The 19,532-nt window shown below is 68.2% G+C and carries 9 protein-coding genes; 6 read left to right on the top strand and 3 right to left on the bottom strand.

Annotated features, from left to right (window positions below):
- Positions 1–9: 9 nt before the first annotated feature.
- From ACM9HJ_RS15270 to ACM9HJ_RS15260, 3 genes are all read right to left on the bottom strand, one after another.
- Complete coding sequence (locus ACM9HJ_RS15270) at positions 10–5,214, bottom strand: AAA family ATPase (RefSeq protein WP_416572606.1); 5,205 nt, start codon at positions 5,212–5,214, stop codon at positions 10–12.
- Positions 5,215–5,330: 116 nt separating this feature from the next.
- Complete coding sequence (locus tag ACM9HJ_RS15265; protein ID WP_416572605.1) at positions 5,331–6,119, bottom strand: enoyl-CoA hydratase/isomerase family protein; 789 nt, start codon at positions 6,117–6,119, stop codon at positions 5,331–5,333.
- 110 nt (positions 6,120–6,229) lie between these two features.
- The gene (locus ACM9HJ_RS15260) at positions 6,230–7,912 is read right to left on the bottom strand and encodes a B12-binding domain-containing radical SAM protein (RefSeq protein ID WP_416572604.1); all 1,683 of its coding nucleotides are present in this window, start codon (positions 7,910–7,912) and stop codon (positions 6,230–6,232) included.
- Positions 7,913–8,136: 224 nt separating this feature from the next.
- Between ACM9HJ_RS15260 and ACM9HJ_RS15255 the strand changes: the two genes are divergently transcribed.
- The 6 genes from ACM9HJ_RS15255 (at position 8,137) to ACM9HJ_RS15230 (ending at position 19,493) form a co-directional block, all read left to right on the top strand.
- Positions 8,137–8,778 (top strand): GntR family transcriptional regulator, encoded by a 642-nt coding sequence (locus ACM9HJ_RS15255; protein ID WP_416572603.1) that lies wholly within the window; start codon positions 8,137–8,139, stop codon positions 8,776–8,778.
- A gap of 64 nt (positions 8,779–8,842) precedes the next feature.
- On the top strand, positions 8,843–9,739 hold the full coding sequence (locus tag ACM9HJ_RS15250; protein WP_416572602.1) for a dihydrodipicolinate synthase family protein: 897 nt from the start codon (positions 8,843–8,845) through the stop codon (positions 9,737–9,739).
- A gap of 129 nt (positions 9,740–9,868) precedes the next feature.
- Positions 9,869–10,867, top strand: a complete 999-nt coding sequence (locus tag ACM9HJ_RS15245) for a 4-hydroxyproline epimerase (RefSeq protein WP_416572601.1) — start codon at positions 9,869–9,871, stop codon at positions 10,865–10,867.
- 116 nt (positions 10,868–10,983) lie between these two features.
- Positions 10,984–15,939, top strand: coding sequence for an alpha-2-macroglobulin family protein (locus tag ACM9HJ_RS15240; protein ID WP_416572600.1), 4,956 nt, complete (start codon positions 10,984–10,986; stop codon positions 15,937–15,939).
- Positions 15,936–17,981 (top strand): penicillin-binding protein 1C, encoded by a 2,046-nt coding sequence (gene pbpC, locus ACM9HJ_RS15235; RefSeq protein ID WP_416572599.1) that lies wholly within the window; start codon positions 15,936–15,938, stop codon positions 17,979–17,981. The genes ACM9HJ_RS15240 and pbpC overlap by 4 nt, the downstream gene beginning before the upstream one ends.
- Positions 17,982–18,152: 171 nt before the next feature.
- On the top strand, positions 18,153–19,493 hold the full coding sequence (locus tag ACM9HJ_RS15230; protein WP_416572598.1) for an MFS transporter: 1,341 nt from the start codon (positions 18,153–18,155) through the stop codon (positions 19,491–19,493).
- The last annotated feature ends 39 nt before the right edge of the window (positions 19,494–19,532 follow it).

Here is a 19,532-nt window from a genome sequence, read left to right as displayed (position 1 = left end):
CGTTTTAATTCACATCTCCGCCGACAGCGGCAACCGCACCGTGATGCCAGTCCCCTGGCCGGGTGCGGTTGCCATGTCCAGAGTCCCGGTCAGCGAACCCGTCACCAGATTATGCACGATATGCAGGCCCAGGCCCGTGGCCCCGGCGCTGCGTTTGGTGGTGAAGAATGGGTCGAAGGCGCGCTCGCGCACGTCCAGCCCCATGCCGACGCCGTTATCGGTCACGCTCAGAACCGCTTCCCCACCCTCGCGCCGCAGCTCCAGCCTGACAACCGGCTCCGCCACCCCGTCGAAGGCATGGGTCACGGCATTCTGCACCAGATGCGTCAGGGTGCGGGCGATGGCGCCGGCGGGCGCGCGCAGGAACAGCCCTTCCTCCAAAGCCATTTCCAGCCGGATCTGGCGGGCCTCCAGCAGTACCTGCATGGGCGGCAGAATCTCGCGCAGATATTGCGCCAGATCCAGGCTTTCCAGCCCGCCTTCGCCCTGGCCCACGGCCACCTGCTTGAAGCTCTGCACCAGATCGGCGGAGCGGCGCAGGTTGTTGACCACGGTGCGCACCGCCTCGCGCGTGTCGGCCAGGAATTCGTCCAGGCCGGTGCGGGTCAGGCGCTTTTCCTCGATCTGACCGGCCAGTTCCAGCACCCGCTCCTCGAAATAGCTGGCGCCGGTCAGGGCCACGCCTAGCGGCGTGTTAATCTCATGCGCCACCCCGGCCACCAGCCCGCCCAGCGACGCCAGCTTTTCCTTCTGCACCAGCTGCGCCTGGGCGGCGCGCAGTTCGGTCAAGGACTGTTCCAGGGCGGTGGAGCGGCGGGCCAGGTCGGCGGTGCGTTCCGACACCACCTTTTCCAGGCGCTGGTTATATTCCAGCAGGGCCGTGCGGGCACGGTCCAGCTCATCGAACAGGCGGGCATTGGCGATGGCGGTCGCCGCCTGGGAGGCCAGGACGCGCAGCAATTCCACCCGGTCGGCCGTGAAGGCGCCCGCCGTCAGGTCGTTTTCCAGATAGAGCACGCCGATGCAGCGGCCTTGGTGCACGACCGGCACCCCCAGTACCGACACGGCATTGGCCCGGTCCCACCGGCGATGGGCGGGGAAGCGGGTCTGCACCCGCGCATCCTCGATCAGCACTGTTTCCAGGGTGCGCTCGGCATAGAGCAGCAGCGGTTCCGGCAGGCGGCCGGCAACATTGCCCCCCTGCTCCACCGGCGTATCACCCAGGGACCGCTCCGCCGCGATCGTGCGGCCGTCGGGATCGACCAGGGTCAGGGCGGCATAGCGCGCCCCGGCATTCTCCATGGCCAGATCCAGGACGCCGCCGGTCAGGCGGCCCAGCACCAGTTCGCCGGCGATGGCCTGGCCCATCTTGGTGACGGTGGACACGTCCAGCGCCTGCGATCCGCCGCCATCCTCCGCCCCGCCATCGGCGGACAGACCTTCCAGCGCGTCGGGGAATTCACCGGCCAGCTGGGCCGCCTTGCCCAAAGCACCATAGCGACGATACAGCAGCCAGGCCTCCCGCATCTGGGCGGCGGCCTGACGGCGGCGGTCCAGGCGCAGCAGGGCGCGGCCATGGCGTTCGGCGGCCAGAGCGGCATCCCCCACGAACCCTTCCTCCATGGCCAGGTCGACGGCGTCGGCAAAGGCGGTGGCCGCCCGCTGCGACAGATCGCCCGCCCCGGTCAGGGACGCCATCTCCGCCTCCAGCAGGCGGACGCGGTGGGCATTGTTCATCGGCGCATGCCGGGCCCAGAGGCGTAAGAGCTTCAGGTTTGTCCGCACCTGCGCCGGCACCCGGCCACCGCAGCCATCCAGCAGGGCCAGCGCCTCGTACCAATGGAAGGGCGCCACCCAGGCCGATCCCAGGACCGAGCGCAGCGCCGGCCGCACCTCGCCCGCCAGGGTGCGAACAAGGTCGGTACGGTCGAAGACCAGGGCCGTGTACATCTGCCTGATCTTGAAGGCGATTTCGCCCGTGCGGCTGTCGGCCAGCCCCTCATAGGGCAGGATCGCATCCAGCCCGCCCGCCTCCGGCCGGCGCAGCCGGTCGATCAGGGCCAGGGGATTGCGCGCCGTCTCCACGATCAGGCGCAGGTCGCGGCGCTGGGCGAAGGCCATGGCGGCCTGGGTGGATCTCAGCTCCTGCTCCAGGTCGGTACGGCAGACCGTGTGGCAGGTCATCTCCCCCATCAAACAAAGGCCAGCCCGGTCGTAGAAACCGTTGGCCAGCAGTTCCTTGGACACTTCCGCCGCCACAATGGCCATGTCGCGCAAGGGGCTGGTCCAGTGCTGGACCACCACCACATGGTTGGGCACATGCACCACGGTGTCGAACCGTTCGCCCAGGCGCATGGCGGTGTCGCCCAGCCGGCTGCCACGCGGAATATCCTTCAATGCGCCGATGAAGATCAGGGCGCTGCCGGTGAAGCAGTTGGTGGCATATGCCGTCATGCCATGACGCAGCGACAGCAGCACACCCTTCAGCGACAGCACGGGCAGCAAGGGCGAGGCCAGCGAATAGCTGGCGCGGATGGCCGAGGCCAGCAGGCGCATGACCTGCAGCACGCGCGCATCCTGCATCGCCGGCAGCGCCGCCAGATCGGCCGCACTGCGTCGGCCCAGGCGCCAGAACACCTGCGCGATCAGGCGCAGCGTGTCGCGCTTGGCATTCTCCAATGACAGCGGCAGGTCCAGCAGGCGCAGGCCCGCCACGGCGGCGTCCAGCGCGTCGTTGAAATTGTTGCGCGCCTCATTGGCCAGAACCACCAGTTCCAGCAGTTCGGCGCGCTGCAAATCATCGGCGGCCAGCGCCTCCAGCTCCGTCCGCCGTGCCTGGAAATCATCGAAATCCTGGACCAGATATGCGGCTTCCGCCGCATCCATCCACAGGCGCCAACGGAACTCCACCTCCCCACCCAAGGGCAGCAGTTCCATGGCCCAGCGGAACAGGCCATGGGCGATGTCGAAGGCGGCCGATCCGCGCGCCTTGAGGGCGGCACCATGGTTCAGGTGCGCCAGGCTGCGCAGTTCCGCTTCCTGCGTGATCAGGGCGCTGCCCAGGTTCAGATGGCGCACCACCTCGAACGGCAGCCGCTCCGCCAGACCGGCATCGTCGCGCAGACGCCGGCCCAGTTCCAGATGCACGCGCGACCGTTCCGCCTCCGGCGTCAGCAGATAGGCCGCCTTGTGCAGCCGGTCATGGGTGAAACGATAGATGCTGGCAGCCCCGCCCTCATCCTCCACCAGCACGCAGTAGCCGTCGCGCAGCGCCGGGTCCAGGCGGACCAGCGCCACCTCCGGCGTCAGGCGGCAGATGGCGGCCAGCAGGCCCAGTTCGAAGCGGTTGCCGATGCAGGCGGCCAGACGCAGCACATCCTGCGTCTGGTCGGGCAGCACACCCAGGCGGGCGGCCAGCAGGTCGGCCACGTCATCGGGCAGGCTGGCCCGTTCCACCGCCGCCACGTCGCCGCGCCAACACCCGATCTGGGCATCGAAACGGATGACATGGGTGGCGGCCAAGGTCGTCAGCAACTGGCCCAGGAAGAAGGGATTGCCGCCGGTCTTGGCCGTCAGCATTTCCGACAGCAGCACCACCTCCGCATCGTCGGTGCCCAGGGCCTCGGCCAGCCAGGCGCGGACATGCGGCGGCTCCAGCGGCTGCGGCACGATGGTGGAGGTGCGGATGGCAGGCTGGATCGCCGCCAGCAGACGGGTCAGCGGGTGGCCGGCCTCCACCTCCTGATCGCGATAGGCGCCGACCACCAGCAGATGGCGGGCATCGGGATCGACCAGCAGCGCTTCCAGCAGCTTCAGCGACGCGGTGTCGGCCCATTGCAGATCGTCCAGGAACAGCACCAGCGGATGTTCGATGGACGCGAATTGCAGCAGGAAACAGGCCACCGTCTGCTGGAACCGGTTTTGCGCCTGGATGGGCGGCAGGGGCTGCGGTGCCGGCTGCTTGCCCAGCACCAGTTCCAGTTCCGGCAGCGCCTCGGCCATCACCGCGGCGTTGCGGTCCAGAGCGCGGGACAGACGGTCGGCCCAATGGGCCAGCACCTCCGGCGGTTCGGTCAGCACCTGCTTGACCAGATCGCGCAGCGGCTGGATCAGCGCCAGGAAGGGCACGTCGCGGCGCAGCTGGTCGAACTTGCCCTCGGCGTAATAGCCGCGCCGGGCGGTGAGCGGCCGCTGCACCTCGCGCACCAGCACGGATTTGCCGATGCCGGAACTGCCGGCCACGGCCAGGAATTCCACCGCCCCGTCGGCCGCCCGCTCGAACGCGGCCAGCATCTGGCCCACCTCCAGGTCGCGGCCGAACAGGCGCTGGGGCAGGACCAGCTGGCGCGGACGGTCGCCACGCGATGGCTGGAACCGGGTCAGGGCGCCGGTGGCCCGCCATTCCAGCATGGCGGTGGCCAGGTCCGACTTCACGGTGGCGGCCAGCTGATAGCGCTGTTCCGCCGCCTTGGCCAGCAGGCGCATCACCAGCTCGCCCATCGGTTCCGGCAGGTCGGGGCGCAGTTCGCGGATGGGGCGTGGTTCACGGGCGATATGGCAATGGACCCAGCCCACGGGATCGCCCGCCTGGAACGGCAACTGGCCGGTCAGCATCTCGTAGAAACACAGGCCCAGGGAATAAAGGTCGCTGCGGTAATCGACCACCCGGTTCATGCGGCCGGTCTGCTCAGGCGACAGATAGCGCAAGTCCCCGTCCAGGCGCCCGGCGCCCAGGCCCAACGCCGCCTCGTTCGGGACCAGGGAGGCGCGACAGAAATTGCCGAGCGTGACCGTCACCCCATCGGATGCCACCCAGAAGCTGGCGGGACGGACATCGCGATGCACCATGTCGCGGGCATGCACCTCCTCCAGTGCCGTCGCCATCTCATGGGCCAGCGGCAGGAACCGGTCCAGCGGCAGCCCGCCCACGGGGATCATGTCGCTGAGCAGCACCTCCGCCTGATCGGCCAGGACCAGGGTGGGGCCATGGGCGGATTCCATCAGGGTCAGGACGGCAGCGACGCGGTCGGAATGCAGCCGGCCCAGCATGTCATGTTCGCGATGGATGGCGGCGATGTCGCGGGCCTGGCGCAGGGCCGGGACGCGCACGCGCACCGGCCGTGATTCCGCCCCATAGGTCCCACGGAAAAGGATGGTGCGCGCGTCGCGCTGTATCTCGTCAGCCAGCTTCAGCGGCGAATCCGAGGGCGCCATGCCCGCTCCACCCCGACCCTATATCGGCCTGCTACCCTGTCATTGCCGATATCTGACCATGGGCGCCTAGTGGTTGCAAGATCACAACCCTTGGAAACTGAAGGATTTGAAACAAATTAAGCGCCGCTGCCGCTATTTTTCGCGAAGAAGCTGTCCAACTGCCGCTTCACTTCGCGTACATCGCCGCTGGAATAGCCGTAAAGCGCCTCCAGACGCAGGGCATCGTCAAGTGTGCGGCCCGTCACCTCCAGAATCGTTTCCTTGGCGGAGCGTACGGCCACCTGGCTTTTGGCAGCGATGCGGCCGGCATAATCCAGGGCCGTGGGCAGCAGGGCGTCTGCCGGCACCACCCGGCTGACCAGACCGATGGACAAGGCCTCCGCCGCGCTGACCTCCCGTCCCGTCAGCACGATATCCATGGTGCGGGCCACACCGATCGATTGCACCATGCGCACGATACCGCCGTCGCCATGGTGGAAACCGCGATGGATCTCGTAACTACCGAACTTCGCCCCTTCCGCTGCGATGCGGACATCGCAGGCCAGCGCCAGTTCAAACCCGCCGGCCAGTGCCCAGCCATTGACGGCGGCGACCACCGGCTTGGCCAGCCGATGCTGCCCGCGCGTGATGCCGCCCAGCCCTGTGGGCACATTGGCCCGGACCTTCAGCATGTCGCCATCCAGGAATTGCGGGATGTAATCGGCCAGATCGGCCCCGGCGCAGAAGGCCCGGCCCGTGCCGGTCAGTACCGCCACGTCCAACCCGTCATCGGCGGCGAACTCCGCCCAGGCCGCATGCAGGTCGGCATTCAGCGCGCGGTCGATGGCATTCTGCGCATCCGCCCGGTCGAGCGTGATCAGCACCACCCGCCCATCCCGCTCGAACCGCAATTTCTGGAACGCCATGGATATGGTTTCCTGTCGTAGGTCAGGTCGAGCCGAAGGCGAGCCCTGACTTTTTTCAGCTCCGTCGCTCGTCAGGGCTCGCCTTCGGCTCGACCTGACCTACGGCGATCTCAACCAACCTTAGCCCGCTTCACCCTGCCCGACCAGAGGCCGGTGCGCAGGGACAAAGGGCTGATCCAGAAGCGGCGCTTGACCAGGCCCTTGATCCGCTCGTCACCCAATGCCGTCGCCAGGATGCGGTCCTGGCGTTCCTGCAGGGGGATGCTCTTGTCCCTTGCCAGGCGCCAGCGCTTCACGTCACCGGGCGTGGTGCACAGCATGCGTTCACCGACCACGAAGATCGGGCGCCAGCGGAAACGCCGGGCGAAGCGGGTGCCGAAGAACGCGGAGCGGATGCCGTAGCCGGTGAAGGCCTCCTTCACCTCGTCCCACAGCGATTTCTGGTTCTTCTGCAACCGTCCATCATCCAGCACGATACTGGACAGGTTCCAGTCGTGATAGAACATGTCCTTGCCCACGGCGTCACGGGCCAGGTAATCCTCGTACATCTGGCTGCCCTTCTGGGCGATCAGGTTGGCCGAGTAATGGTAGTCGCAGACCACACCACAGGCCCCGGTGCCGGAGAAATCCGTGCTTTCCCCCTGCGGCGGGGAGATGAACAGGCCCACGACATAGATGCCCTGGCTGTTCAGCCGCTTGTAGACGTCCGAATACATGCCGACCACGTCGGACGCACGCACGCCCTTGCGGTGCGATTTCAGCCAGGCGGGGTCCAGGCTTTCGATGCCCATCATGCAGAAGCGCATGCCGGCCTTGGCAGCCAGCACTTCGAAATCCTTGGTCTTGGTCACCGTGTCGCCGCGCAGGAAGCTGCCCCAGCGCATGTCCAGCCCGCGCTCGATCATGCCTTCCAGCAGTTTGAGTGTATGGCGATGGTCGCCGCCGAAATTGTCGTCGGTGAAGATGAATTCGCGCACACCCTTGGCATGCAGTGCCGTCAGTTCCTCCAGCACGCGCTCCACCGACTTGTAGCGCTGCTTGTAATCCCAGAACTTGTTGATATTGCAGAAGTCGCAGCGCTGCGGGCAGCCGCGGGAGATTTCCACCGCCGCCCCGAAACCATCGGTCATGCCCATGCCGTAGGGCGCGAAATCGAAGCGCGACCAGTCGGGGATCGGCGCCTTGTTGATGTCAATCAGCGGCAGCTGCGCCTTGGACTTGACCGGTTTGCCGGTCTCGTCCAGCCACCACAGGTTCGGCACGTCGGCCAGGCCCACCTGCCAGCCGGTCAGGTGCTGGATCAGGCGGCGGAAGGGGATTTCCCCCTCCTTGATGACGATGTAGTCGGCCCCCAATTGCAGCCAGCGTTCCGGCCAGGCGCTGGCATGGTTGCCACCCAGGATGATCGTGACCTCGGGGTTCAGTTCGCGGGCCAGACGGATGGTCAGTTCCGTGTCCATGGCCTTCAGCGAGGTCATCACGCTGATGCAGATGACATCGGGTATTTTCAGGCGGTTCTTGTACGCTCCGAACGTCTCCCGCGCGACATAGCCGTCGAAGATCGAATAATCGATGGACAGGTCGGAAATGGAGGAGGCCAGGATGGGATAGACGCTGCTGGGCATCTTCACCATCTCCCCCAGCGTATCCACGGGGATGGGCCAGCTGTCGACCAGCGTCTTGGGATGCAGGAACAGGATGTCCAGATGCTTCGGCCTGACCGGCGGCACCGGGTCCGGCCCCCAGAATCCCGCGGCCCGTTCCTCGCCGGCAATCTTGGCAAGCCCTTCCATGACCATCCCCCGCCCGGTTTCCCCTGGAGACGCCAGTACAACCATGATGATGGTTGTCGTCAAGGCGAAGGTCATATGCCCGCTTCGCCCGAACATGAAAATCATGCCGGAACAGCCCGATGCCGAAGCCGCATGGCCGCACGCCCTGGTTTTGTATAAGGTAGACGGCGTACGGGCATGCGTGATACCGGCCCGCTCCAGGTTCCCCCCAACCATGGTTGTCCATGAGCATCGTCGTCAGAACCCTGTCCGACCAGACCTATGAAGTGATGCGCCGGAAGATCCTGTCGGGCATAATCCCACCCGGCATGCCGGTGCGCCAGGACGTCATCGCCACGGAACTGGGTGTCAGCAAGATCCCGTTGCGCGAGGCGCTGGGGCGGCTGGAACAGGACGGATTGCTGATCTCCTACCCCAACCGGGGTTATGTGGTGCGGTCCATGTCGATGAATGAGGCGACGGAAGTCTTCGACCTGCGACTGAAACTGGAACCGGGCGCCATGGCCAGCGGGGCAGGCCGTGCCAATGCCGCGGACCATGAGGCGGCGCGCGACGCGCTGGCAGCACTGGAAAAGGAACAGGACCAGGACGGGGCCGACCATGTGACCCAGAATCGGCTGTTCCATCTGTCAATGATCAGGCCCGCCGGGCCCGTCACCTGTCAGTTGCTGACAAGGCTGCTGATCCTGTCGGAACGCTATGTCCGCATGCATCTGGAACCCAAGGGTCGCGAAGACCGGGCTAGACGGGAACATCGCGCCATCCTTGCCGCCTGGACCGCCGGGAATGCGGCGGAGGTGGAGCAGCTGACCCGTGACCATATCCGGGCGACCCTGGATGATCTGCGTGAGCAGTTGGAGGAATAATCCCCCTTCCCAAGGTCAAGAGTATATCGTATACGATTATCGGTCCCACTTTGGAGCGATATTCATGGCCAAGCTTTCCTGGACGGGCGTCTATCCCGCCGCCACCACCCAGTTCGCCGAGGATCTGTCCGTCGATTACGACGCGACGGCCGGTGTGCAGGATGCGCTGATCCGCGACGGGGTGGACGGGTTGATCCTGCTGGGCACCTGCGGGGAGAACAACTCCCTGGAACCCGACGAGAAGCGCGCCATCCTGGACCGCGCCCGCGCTGCCGTTGCCGGCCGCGTGCCCGTGGTGACCGGCGTGTCGGAACTGACCACCAAGCGCGCCGTCACCTTCGCCCGCGATGCCGAGACGCTGGGCGTGGACGGGCTGATGCTGCTGCCCGCCATGGTCTATGTGCCGACGGAGGACGAGCTTTACACCCATTTCAAGAGCGTGGCGGACGCGACCAGCCTGCCCATCATGCTCTACAACAACCCGCCCGCCTATCGCGTCTCCATCTCCGCGCGCGTGCTGAAGAAGCTGGCCGACATTCCCAACATCGTGGCCGTGAAGGAAAGCGCGCCCGACCCGCGTCGCTTCACCGACCTGATCAACGAATTCGGCGACCGCTATGTGCTGATGGCCGGACTGGACGATGTGGCGCTGGAAGGCATGATCCTGGGCGCCCATGGCTGGGTGTCGGGCCTGACCAGCGCGTTCCCGCAGGAGTCCGTGGCCCTGATCAAGGCGTTGCAGAAGGGCGACATCACGGAGGCGCGGCGTATCTATCGCTGGTTCATGCCGCTGCTGCACCTGGATGCGGAGCATGACCTGGTGCAATCGATCAAGCTGGCCGAACAGATCATGGGCCGCGGGTCCGAACGCGTCCGCCTGCCGCGCCTGCCGCTGTCCGGCGAACGCCGTGCCCAGGTCACCGCCATGGTGGAAAAGGCGGCGGCGACCCGACCGATCTGAGGCAAGCACGCCACCGGTCATCATGCTAGTGATGACCGGTGAAGGCCGGCGACTGCCGGCCCGCGACCTCGTGGTCGCGTAAAGCCAAGCCGCCGGATGGCGGCGCCCGGCGTTTGAGGGAACTGCAAGATGCGCCACACCTTCTTCTGCATCGACGGCCATACGGCCGGCAATCCGGTCCGGCTGGTGGCCGGTGGCGCGCCGCTGCTGCGCGGGAATTCCATGGCGGAGCGGCGGCAGGATTTCCTGGAAAGGTTCGACTGGATCCGCACCGGCCTGTGCTTCGAACCGCGAGGGCACGACATGATGTCGGGCGGCTTCCTCTATCCGCCCACCCGTGACGACAGCGATATCGGCATCCTGTTCATCGAAACCAGCGGCTGCCTGCCCATGTGCGGGCACGGCACCATCGGCATGATCACCTTCGGCCTGGAAAACGGCCTGATCCTGCCGCGTGAGCCGGGCCGGCTGCGGGTGGAGGTGCCGGCCGGCATCATCGATATCGAGTACGGGACCGAGGGCCAGCGCGTCACCTGGGTGCGCATCCGCAATGTCCCGGCCTATGTCGCGGCCATGGGTATCGACATCGACGTGCCGGACTTCGGGCCGCTGTCGGTCGATGTCTCCTATGGCGGCAATTACTACGCCATCGTGGAGCCGCAGGGCCCCTATACCGGCCTGGACGATCTGGGTGCGGCGCGCATCGTGGAACTGTCGCGCACCATCCGTACCCTGATGCGCGACAAGATCGAACCGGTGCATCCGCTGGATGCCCGCATCCACGGCGTCTCCCACGTGCTGTGGGCGGACAAACCGCGGGGCGACGGGGCGGACGGGCGCAATGCTGTGTTCTATGGCGAGCGCGCCATCGACCGCAGCCCCTGCGGCACCGGCACCTCGGCCCGGCTGGCGCATCTGGTGGCCAAGGGCCGCCTGTCGGTGGGCGACAGTTTCATGCATGAAAGCTATATCGGCAGCCGTTTCATCGGCAAGGTGGAGGCCCTGGCGGATTTGAACGGACAGGCGGCCATCATCCCGTCCATCCAGGGCAGCGCCGTTTCCACCGGCTTCAATACCATCTGGATCGACCGCGAAGACCCGTTCTGGGCCGGTTTCACCGTGGTTTAAAACACAGGGAACAAGCCCGAACAACCGATAGGCGAAAAGGAGTACCCCCCGGGCGACCGTTGTTTTGCCGCAATGGTATTGGCACTCTGTTACCCGCTTTCGTTCCGGGGGGGATCATGCGGTTATCGAAACGCGTCGTGCTGTCGGCCGTCACCATCGCTGTGCTGGCCGCCGGGGGGCTGGCCGCGACCCTGTGGCTGCGGCCGGACAGGGCCGCCGGCCCCTCCCCTGCCGCACAAGGGACCACCAGCCCCTCGGCCCCCTCCACCAAGCCGGTCACGGCCACCAGCCTGCCGCCGTTGCCGGATGACAGGGCCTTCCGCTTCACCCGCGTGTCGTCCGATGCGGGTGGCGCCGTGGCGGAAGCCTGTCTGGTGTTCAACAAGCCGCTGGATGAGACCGGGTCGGTCAATTACGCCGACTATGTCGAGCTGCCGGCCGAGGTGAAGGCCGGGTTCCGCGTGGCGCGGGAGAAGCTGTGCCTGTCCGGCCTGGCCTTCGGCGCCGAACACCAGGTGACCTTGCGGTCGGGCCTGCCCGCCGGGGCCAATGCCGGCAAGCTGGACGAGGCAGTGACCACCAGCCTGGGCCTGTCCGACCGGTCGCCGGCCGTGGCCTTCGGCCAGGGCTTCATCCTGCCGCGCGAGACGGGCGACGGCCTGCCCATCACCAGTGTCAATGTCGACCGGCTGGACGTGAAGCTGTACCGCGTCGGTGACCGGCTGCTGGCCCGCATGCGCCAGGATTTCGTGGAGGAACGCAGCTTCTACCCCTATTCCACGCGCGAGGTGCAGGATGATGAGGGTCGCCTGGTCTGGCAGGGCGAGATACAGGTGAAGGGACCGCGCAACAGCGCGGTGACCACCCTGTTCCCCCTGGCCGAGGCCGTGGGCAGGACGGAGCCCGGCGCCTATCTGCTGGTCGCGTCCAACCCCGACGCGCCGCGCAGTGACGAGGAAGGCAGCTATTATTATTCCGACGATTACCGGCCGCAGGCCGGGCAATGGGTGGTGCAGTCCGACCTGGGCCTGACCAGCTTTCGCGGCGATGACGGGTTGACCCTGTCCATCCGGTCGCTGGCCAGCGCCAAGCCGCTGTCGGGCGTGCGCCTGACCCTGATCGCCCGCAACAACGAGGTGCTGGGCGAGGCGAAAAGCGACGGCAAGGGCATGGGCCGGTTCGATGCCGGGCTGCTGCGCGGCGAGGGCGGCATGGCCCCGGTCATGGTCATGGCCTATCGCGACGATGGCGATTTCAACTTCCTGGATTTGCGCCGGCCCGGCTTCGACCTGTCGGACCGGGGCGTGGAGGGGCGGCGGCCGTCCGGCACGGTGGATGCCTTCCTTTATACCGAACGCGGCATCTATCGGCCCGGCGAGACGGTGGAACTGACCAGCCTGCTGCGCGACCCGCAGGCCATGGCCCTGCCCGGCCGCCGCCTGACCGTGAAGCTGCTGCGCCCCGACGGCAAGGAACATCAGCGTTTCGATCTGGCCGATACCGGCGGCGGGGCCGGACACCTGTCCATCACCCTGCCGGCCAGCGCCAATCGCGGCCAGTGGGAAGCGGCCGCACATGCCGACCCGGAAGGCCCCGCCATCGGGTCGGTGCGTTTCCAGGTGCAGGATTTCGTGCCGCAGCGGCTGGAAGTCGCCATCGACAACAAGCCCACGCGCCTGTCGCCCGGCGGTGAGCTGTCGCTCGACGTCAATGCCCGCTTCCTCTATGGCGCGCCCGGTGCGGCCCTGGCGGGTGAAGCGACCCTGACGCTGGAGCCCGACCCGGCACCGTTCCCCAAGCACAAGGGCTTCCAATGGGGCGTGCCGGCGGAAAGCTTCGATGTGGAGCCGGTGGAACTGACCGTCGCCGACACCGACGAGGCCGGCAAGACCCAGGTCACCGGCACCGTCCCGGCCCAGGTGCCGGGCACGCGGCCGCTGCGCGCCGACATCCATGTCGCCATCCGCGAACCGGGCGGGCGGGCCACGGCGGAACATGTCTATGTGCCCGTGCCGGTGACGCCCCTCTCCATCGGCATCCGCCCGCAATTCCAGGACGCGGTGCCGGAGGGCGCCAAGGCGGGGTTCGAGGTGATCGCCGTGGATGCCGATGGCAATCCGGTCGCCGTGAAGGGCCTGTCCTGGCGCCTGGTCAAGGATACCTCCACCTGGCAATGGTTCCGCAGCGGCGGGTCCTGGAAATACCAGCGGGTACCGCGGGAGAAGGTGATGGCCAGCGGCACGCTGGACATCACGGCCGACAAGCCCGCCACCCTGTCCCAGGCGGTGAGCTGGGGCGGATACCGGCTGGTGGTGGCCGATGCGGCCGGGCCGGCCGCGACCTCCGTGGCCTTCTCCAGCGGCTGGTACGGGGAGAGCGGGCCCGACCGTCCCGACCGGCTGAAGCTGGCCGCCGACCGCGCCGGCTACAAGCCCGGCGACACCGCCCGCCTGCGCATCGAAAGCGAGGCGGCGGGCGAGGCGCTGGTGGTCATCGCCAACGAGACGGTGCATGAGACGCGGTCCATCGCCGTGCCGGCCGGCGGCGCGGATGTGGAGATCAAGGTGGGTGCCGATTGGGGGCCGGGTGCCTATGCGCTGGTCACGCTCTACCGGCCGCTGACGCCGCAGCTGGGCCATGCGCCGGTGCGGGCCGTGGGCGTGGCCTGGCTGGGCCTGGACGCGGCACGGCGCACGCTGGACGTGGCGATCACCGCACCCGACCGGGTGCTGCCACGTCAGAGGATCCAGGTGCCGGTCAGCGTGACGGGGGCCGGTAAACAGGCCCATGTCACCCTGGCCGCCGTGGACCAGGGCATCCTGCAACTGACCCGCTTCCCCACGCCCAAGCCGCAGGATTACTTCCTGGCCAAGCGGCAGCTGGGTGTCGCCATGCGCGACGATTACGGCCGCCTGATCCGGGCACAGGCCCAGGGCGACGACCAGGGCGGCGACGGGTTCGGCGGGCGCGGGCTGGACGTGGTGCCGACGCGCACCGTGGCCCTGTTCTCCGGCATCGTGGCGCTGGACGGGGCAGGCAAGGCGACCATCGATCTGGACATCCCGGATTTCCAGGGCGAACTGCGCCTGATGGCCGTGGCCTGGGATGCCGACAAGCTGGGATCGGCCGAACGCCGCCTGACGGTGCGTGATCCGGTGGTGGCGGAACTGATCCTGCCGCGCTTCCTGTCCCCGTCGGACAAGGGAAGGGCTACGGTGCTGCTGCATAATGTGGAAGGGCCGGCCGGCGCCTACCGCCTGTCCGTCGCGGCCAAGGGACCGGTGGCGGGCGGGCAGGCCGAAAGCAGCATCAATCTGGCGGCCGGCGAACGGCAGGTCTTCACCGTGCCGCTGGACGGGACGCAGGCCGGGATCGGCACCGTCACCATGGCGGTCTCAGGCCCGGACGGGTTCCAGGTGGAACGGTCCTGGCCCATCCAGGTGCGCCCGCCGCAGTTGCCGGTGACGCGGGAGATGGTGGCCACATTGGCACCGGGGGAGCATGTCACCCTGCCCGCCAGCCTGCTGGACGGGCTGGTGCCGGGGACGGAAAGCGTGGCCCTGTCCGTGTCGCGCTGGCAGGGGCTGGACGTGCCAGGCATGCTGCGCTGGCTGGACCGCTACCCGTTCGGCTGCCTGGAACAGACGGTCAGCCGGGCCATGCCACTGCTCTGGTTCAACGACCTGGCCCTGATGGCCGGCACGCGCCAGGACAAGGCCATCGCCGACCGGGTGCAGGACGCTATCGACCGCATCCTGTCCATGCAGGACCCGGAGGGCGGGTTCCGCATGTGGGGCCAGTATGGCAGTGCCGCCGACCCCTGGATTTCGGTCTTCGCCCTGGATTTCCTGGATCTGGCCTCGGGCCAGGGCTTCGTGGTGCCGGTCGATGCGTTGCTGCTGGGCCGGCAATGGCTGACCGATGCCACCACCCGCTCCTACCCGGCCACGGTGCGGGCCTATGCCACCTGGATCCTGGCCCGCAAGGGGCAGGCCAATACCGGCGACCTGCGCTATTTCAATGACAATGGCATGCCGGAACAGGCGCTGGCCGCCGCCCATCTGGCGGCAGCATTGGATGCCGTGGGCGAACGGGCCCGTGCAGGCCAGGCCTTCGACCGGGCGCGGCGCAACCTGGCCGAATGGACGGCGAAGGAGGCGGACGACGCGTTCGAGCGCGACGTGGCGCGGCGCACGGGCAAGCTGCCCCGCGTGCCGGTGCGAACCGACAATTACGGCAGCCGCTTGCGCGACACCTATGCCATCGCCGGGCTGATGGCGGCCGGCGGGCGCGGGGCGTCGGTGCCGGGGCTGCTGGAAACCGCGCATCTGCTGGATGCCCGCGCGGAGGAGACGAATACCCAGGAGAAGGCGTGGATGCTGCGCGCCGCCGCCTCACTGGCGCCCAAGGCGGCGAAACTGTCCGTGACCGTGGATGGCAAGCCGCTGGGCAATGGCGACCCGGTGTCGGTGCCCGTGCCGCTGGACCGGCTGCGCGCCGGGCTGGCCCTGGCCAACCAGGGGGAGACGGGGCTTTACCGCACCCTGTCGGTGGAAGGCGTGCCGGTGGAACCGGTACCGGCGTCGCAGAGCGGCATCGTCCTGCGCAAATCCTTCTACAGCCCCGACGGCACGCCGCTGGACCCCGCCAAGGTCAAGCAGAATGACCGCGTCATCGTGGTGGTGGAGGGCAATGCCGACGAGGGCAACACCCCGGGCGATTACGCCATCCTGGACCTGCTGCCCGCCGGGCTGGAGGTTGAGGGGGTGGTGAAGGCGGGCGGGGCCGGCTATCGCTGGCTGGGCACGCTGTCGGACACCAATATCGCGGAAGGACGTGACGACCGGTTCGTGGCGGCACTCAGCCTGCCCGCCGATCTGGAGGGTGACACCACCGCCATGCGCGGCCCGGCCGGTTTCGACCTGGACAAGCAATGGGGTTTCCGCGTCGCCTATGCCGTGCGGGCGGTGACACCGGGGTCCTTCGCCCTGCCCGCCGCGGTGGCGGAGCATATGTACGTGCCCAAGGTGAAGGCGCGGACGGGCATGGGCCGGCTGGAGATCGCCCAGTGAACAGGCGTCACCGCCTGCTAACCGCCGGTGCCGCCCTGGCACTGCTGGCCGGGCTGGCGGCTATCGCCGACCTGTCGCTGCCGCCCGACATGACGCGCCGGGACGGGCGGTCGGCGGAGGTGCTGGATGGCGACGGCCGCCTGCTGCGCGCCTTTCCCACGGCGGAGGGGGCATGGCGGCTGGCTACCGATCAGGCCCGCGTCGATCCGCTCTACCGCGCCATGCTGCTGGCGGTGGAGGACCGGCGCCATGCCTGGCATCCGGGCGTCGATCCGCTTTCCATCCTGCGCGCGGCCGGACAGGCGGCCAGCCATGGCCGTGTCATCTCCGGCGCCTCCACCCTGTCCATGCAGGCGGCCCGCCTGCTGTCGCCGCAGCCGCGCACCTTTTCCGCCAAACTGACGGAGGCGGCGCGGGCGGTACAGCTGCGCCGCCGGCTGGGCGCCGACGGCACCCTGTCGCTCTACATGACGCTTGCCCCCTTCGGCGGCCCGCTGGAGGGGGTGCGGGCGGCATCCTTGGCCTGGTTCGGGCGGGAACCGGAACGGCTGACCCCGGCGCAGGCCGCCCTGCTGGTGGCCCTGCCGCAATCGCCCGAACGGCTGCGGCCCGACCGGTTTCCAGCAGCGGCCAAGGCCGCACGCGCCAAGGTGCTGGACCGGGTCGTCACCGCCGGCCTGATCGCGCCCGACGTGGCCGCGGCGGCGCGCGACGAACCGCTACCGGCCTCCATGCTGCCTTTGCCCATGCTGGCCCCGCATCTGGCCGAACGGCTGGCGGCCAATGCCGGACCGGGTACGGTGATCCGAACTGGCGTGCGCGCCGACCTGCAACGCGCCCTGGAAGGGCTGGGCCGGGCGGAACTGGCGCGGCTGGAACCGGGCGCGGACATGGCCGTGCTGGTCCTGGCCAATGACGACCGCCGCGTGCTGGCGCATCTGGGCAGTGGTGACTGGACACGGCGGCAGCTGGACCTGTCCCGCGCCGTGCGCTCGCCGGGATCGGCGCTGAAGCCCTTCATCTATGCCCTGGCCTTCGACGATTTGTCGCTGCATCCCGGCACCCTGATCGATGATGCGCCACAGCGTTTCGGCGACTGGCTGCCGCGCAATTTCGATGACGGCTTCCACGGCGTGGTGACGGCGCGCGAAGCGTTGCAGCGTTCCCTCAACATCCCCGCCGTGCGGGTGCTGGAACGGGTGGGGCCGGCGCGGCTGGCGGCGCTGCTGACCATTTCGGGGGCGGAATTGCTGTTGCCGCCAGCGGCGGAACCAGGATTGCCCCTGGCGCTGGGCGGGGCGGGCACAAGACTGACCGATCTGGCCATGCTCTATGCGGCACTGGGCGATGACGGCATGGCGAAGCCGTTGCGGTACCGGATCGATCAGCCGGCGCCGGATGCCAAGGGAAGGCTGGTGGGGGCGGCGGCGGCACGGGCGGTGCTGGGCGTTTTGCGCGACAGTCCCCTGCCGGACGGGCTGGCCGGTGGACAGGGCATTGCCGGGCGGCGGCGCGTAGCGTTCAAGACCGGTACCTCCTTCGGCTTCCGCGATGCCTGGACCGTGGGTGTCTCCACCGACTATACGGTGGCCGTCTGGGTCGGCCGGGCCGATGGCGCGCCGCGGCCGGGTGCCGCCGGGCGGCTGGCGGCGGCACCGCTATTGTTCCGCGTCTTTGACCTGCTGCCGGCCGATGGGCCGGGCAAACCGGCGCCCGAGCCCGACCATGCGCTCTTGCGGGCAAGCCCGCCGCCGGGACTGGCCCGCTTGGATGCGGGCGGGCCGGTGGCCGTGCGGACGGAACGGCTGCGCATCCTGTTCCCGCCCGACGGGGCGGAGGTAGAGGCGCTGGCCGATGGCGTTTCCTTGTCGGTGGCCGGCGGGCGCCCACCCTATCGCTGGGTGGCCGACAACCTGCCCCTGCCCGACGACAGCCGCTTCTGGCGCCCGGCCGGCGCCGGCTTCTCCCGCCTGACGGTGATGGACGCAACCGGCCAGCGGGCCAGTGCCGCCATCCGCGTGCACGCCCCTTCCCTGCCTTGATCATCGGATTTTCATGATCGGAAAATATCGCGTCGCCGGCGGTCCATGCCGCGACGGCGATCCGGCGTCGCGGGCATCGAAGTCCGATCGGCTCTCCTGCAAACCCGGAAACTGACCCTATCTTTTCATAAAAAATTTTCGTATAAGAAAATAAATGCAGGGAGAGCCGGGATGAACCAATCCTCACCGCCCGATCCGGGTTTGAAGCGGGAAGCCGATGCCCGCGCCTGGTACGCCATCGTCATTTTCGCGCTGGCGGCCGTCCTATCCTATACCGACCGCCTGATCCTGAACCTTCTGGTCGCCCCGATCCGGGCGGAGATGGCGATCACCGACACCCAAGTCAGTTTCCTCCAGGGTGCCGCTTTCGCCATCATCTATGCCTTCGCCGGCCTGCCCATGGGCAGGCATGCCGACCGGCACGGGCGGCGCAACCTGATCCTGGCCGGTATCGGCCTGTGGAGCCTGGCCACCGCCCTGTGCGGCCTGGCCCAATCCTATGGCCAGCTGTTCGGCGCCCGCATCCTGGTGGGCATCGGCGAGGCGGCCCTGGCCCCGGCCGTGCTGTCCATGGTGCCCGACCTGTTCCCGCCGCACCGGCGCGGCACGGCGGTGGCCATCTTCATCGGCGGCATGGTCATGGGGGCCGGGATGGCCACCCTGGTCGGCGGCATCCTGATCGACACGTTCAGCCATGGTTCGCTGTCCGGCCTGGCCCAGGCAGCGAATGTGGAGCCCTGGCGCGCCGTGCTGCTGACCCTGGGGCTGGCGGGCGTGGTGCTGGCCCTGCTGGTCGCCACCATCCGCGAGCCGGAACGCCGCGAAAGCCTGGGCGGCGACGTCAAGCCGGGGCTGGACACGCTGCGCCGCTATCTGGTGGAGAACCGGGCGGCCTTCGGCCTGCTGCTGGGCGGGCTGACGCTGACCCAGATCGTGGATTACGGGGCCAACAGCTGGACGCCGTCGCTGCTGATGCGCGTCCATGGCTTCACCCCGGCGGAGACGGGCACGGCCTTGGGGTCCATCCTGATCGGGGTGGCCGGGCTGGGCACCATCGTGGGCGGGCTGCTGGCTGATTTCCTGGAGGCACGCGGATACAGCACCAGCAAGCCGCTGGTGGCGGCCACCGCCGTCACGGCGGGCGTGCCTTGCCTGCTGTTCGCGGTGATGCCGGGCGTCACGGCATCGCTGGCCTTGTTCACGGCCTATGCGTTCCTGCTGGCCATCGGGGCCGGGGTCGGCATCGCCGCCATCCTGGATCTGGTGCCGTCGGAGCTGCGCGGCATGACCACGGCCGTGCAGGCCTTCGCCTATACGGCCTTCGGGCTGGGGCTGGGGCCGACGCTGGTGGCCGTCACCACCGACCATGTCTTCGCCGACCCGCTATCCGTGGGCCTGTCGATCAGCGTCACCGGCATTCCGCTGCTGGCCCTGTCGGCCCTGGCCATGTGGCGGTCGCTGCCCCATTACGCCCGCGTCCGCCAGAGGCTGGCGGGTGCGGCGCAATCTTGAACCAATTACCAGACTGCGATGAGTGGAACTCATCGCAGT

This window comes from Niveispirillum sp. KHB5.9 (genome assembly GCF_048066115.1).
GTDB lineage: Bacteria > Pseudomonadota > Alphaproteobacteria > Azospirillales > Azospirillaceae > Niveispirillum.
Note: the sequence above shows the minus strand (reverse complement) of the source record. Positions and strands in the feature narration are given on the sequence as shown.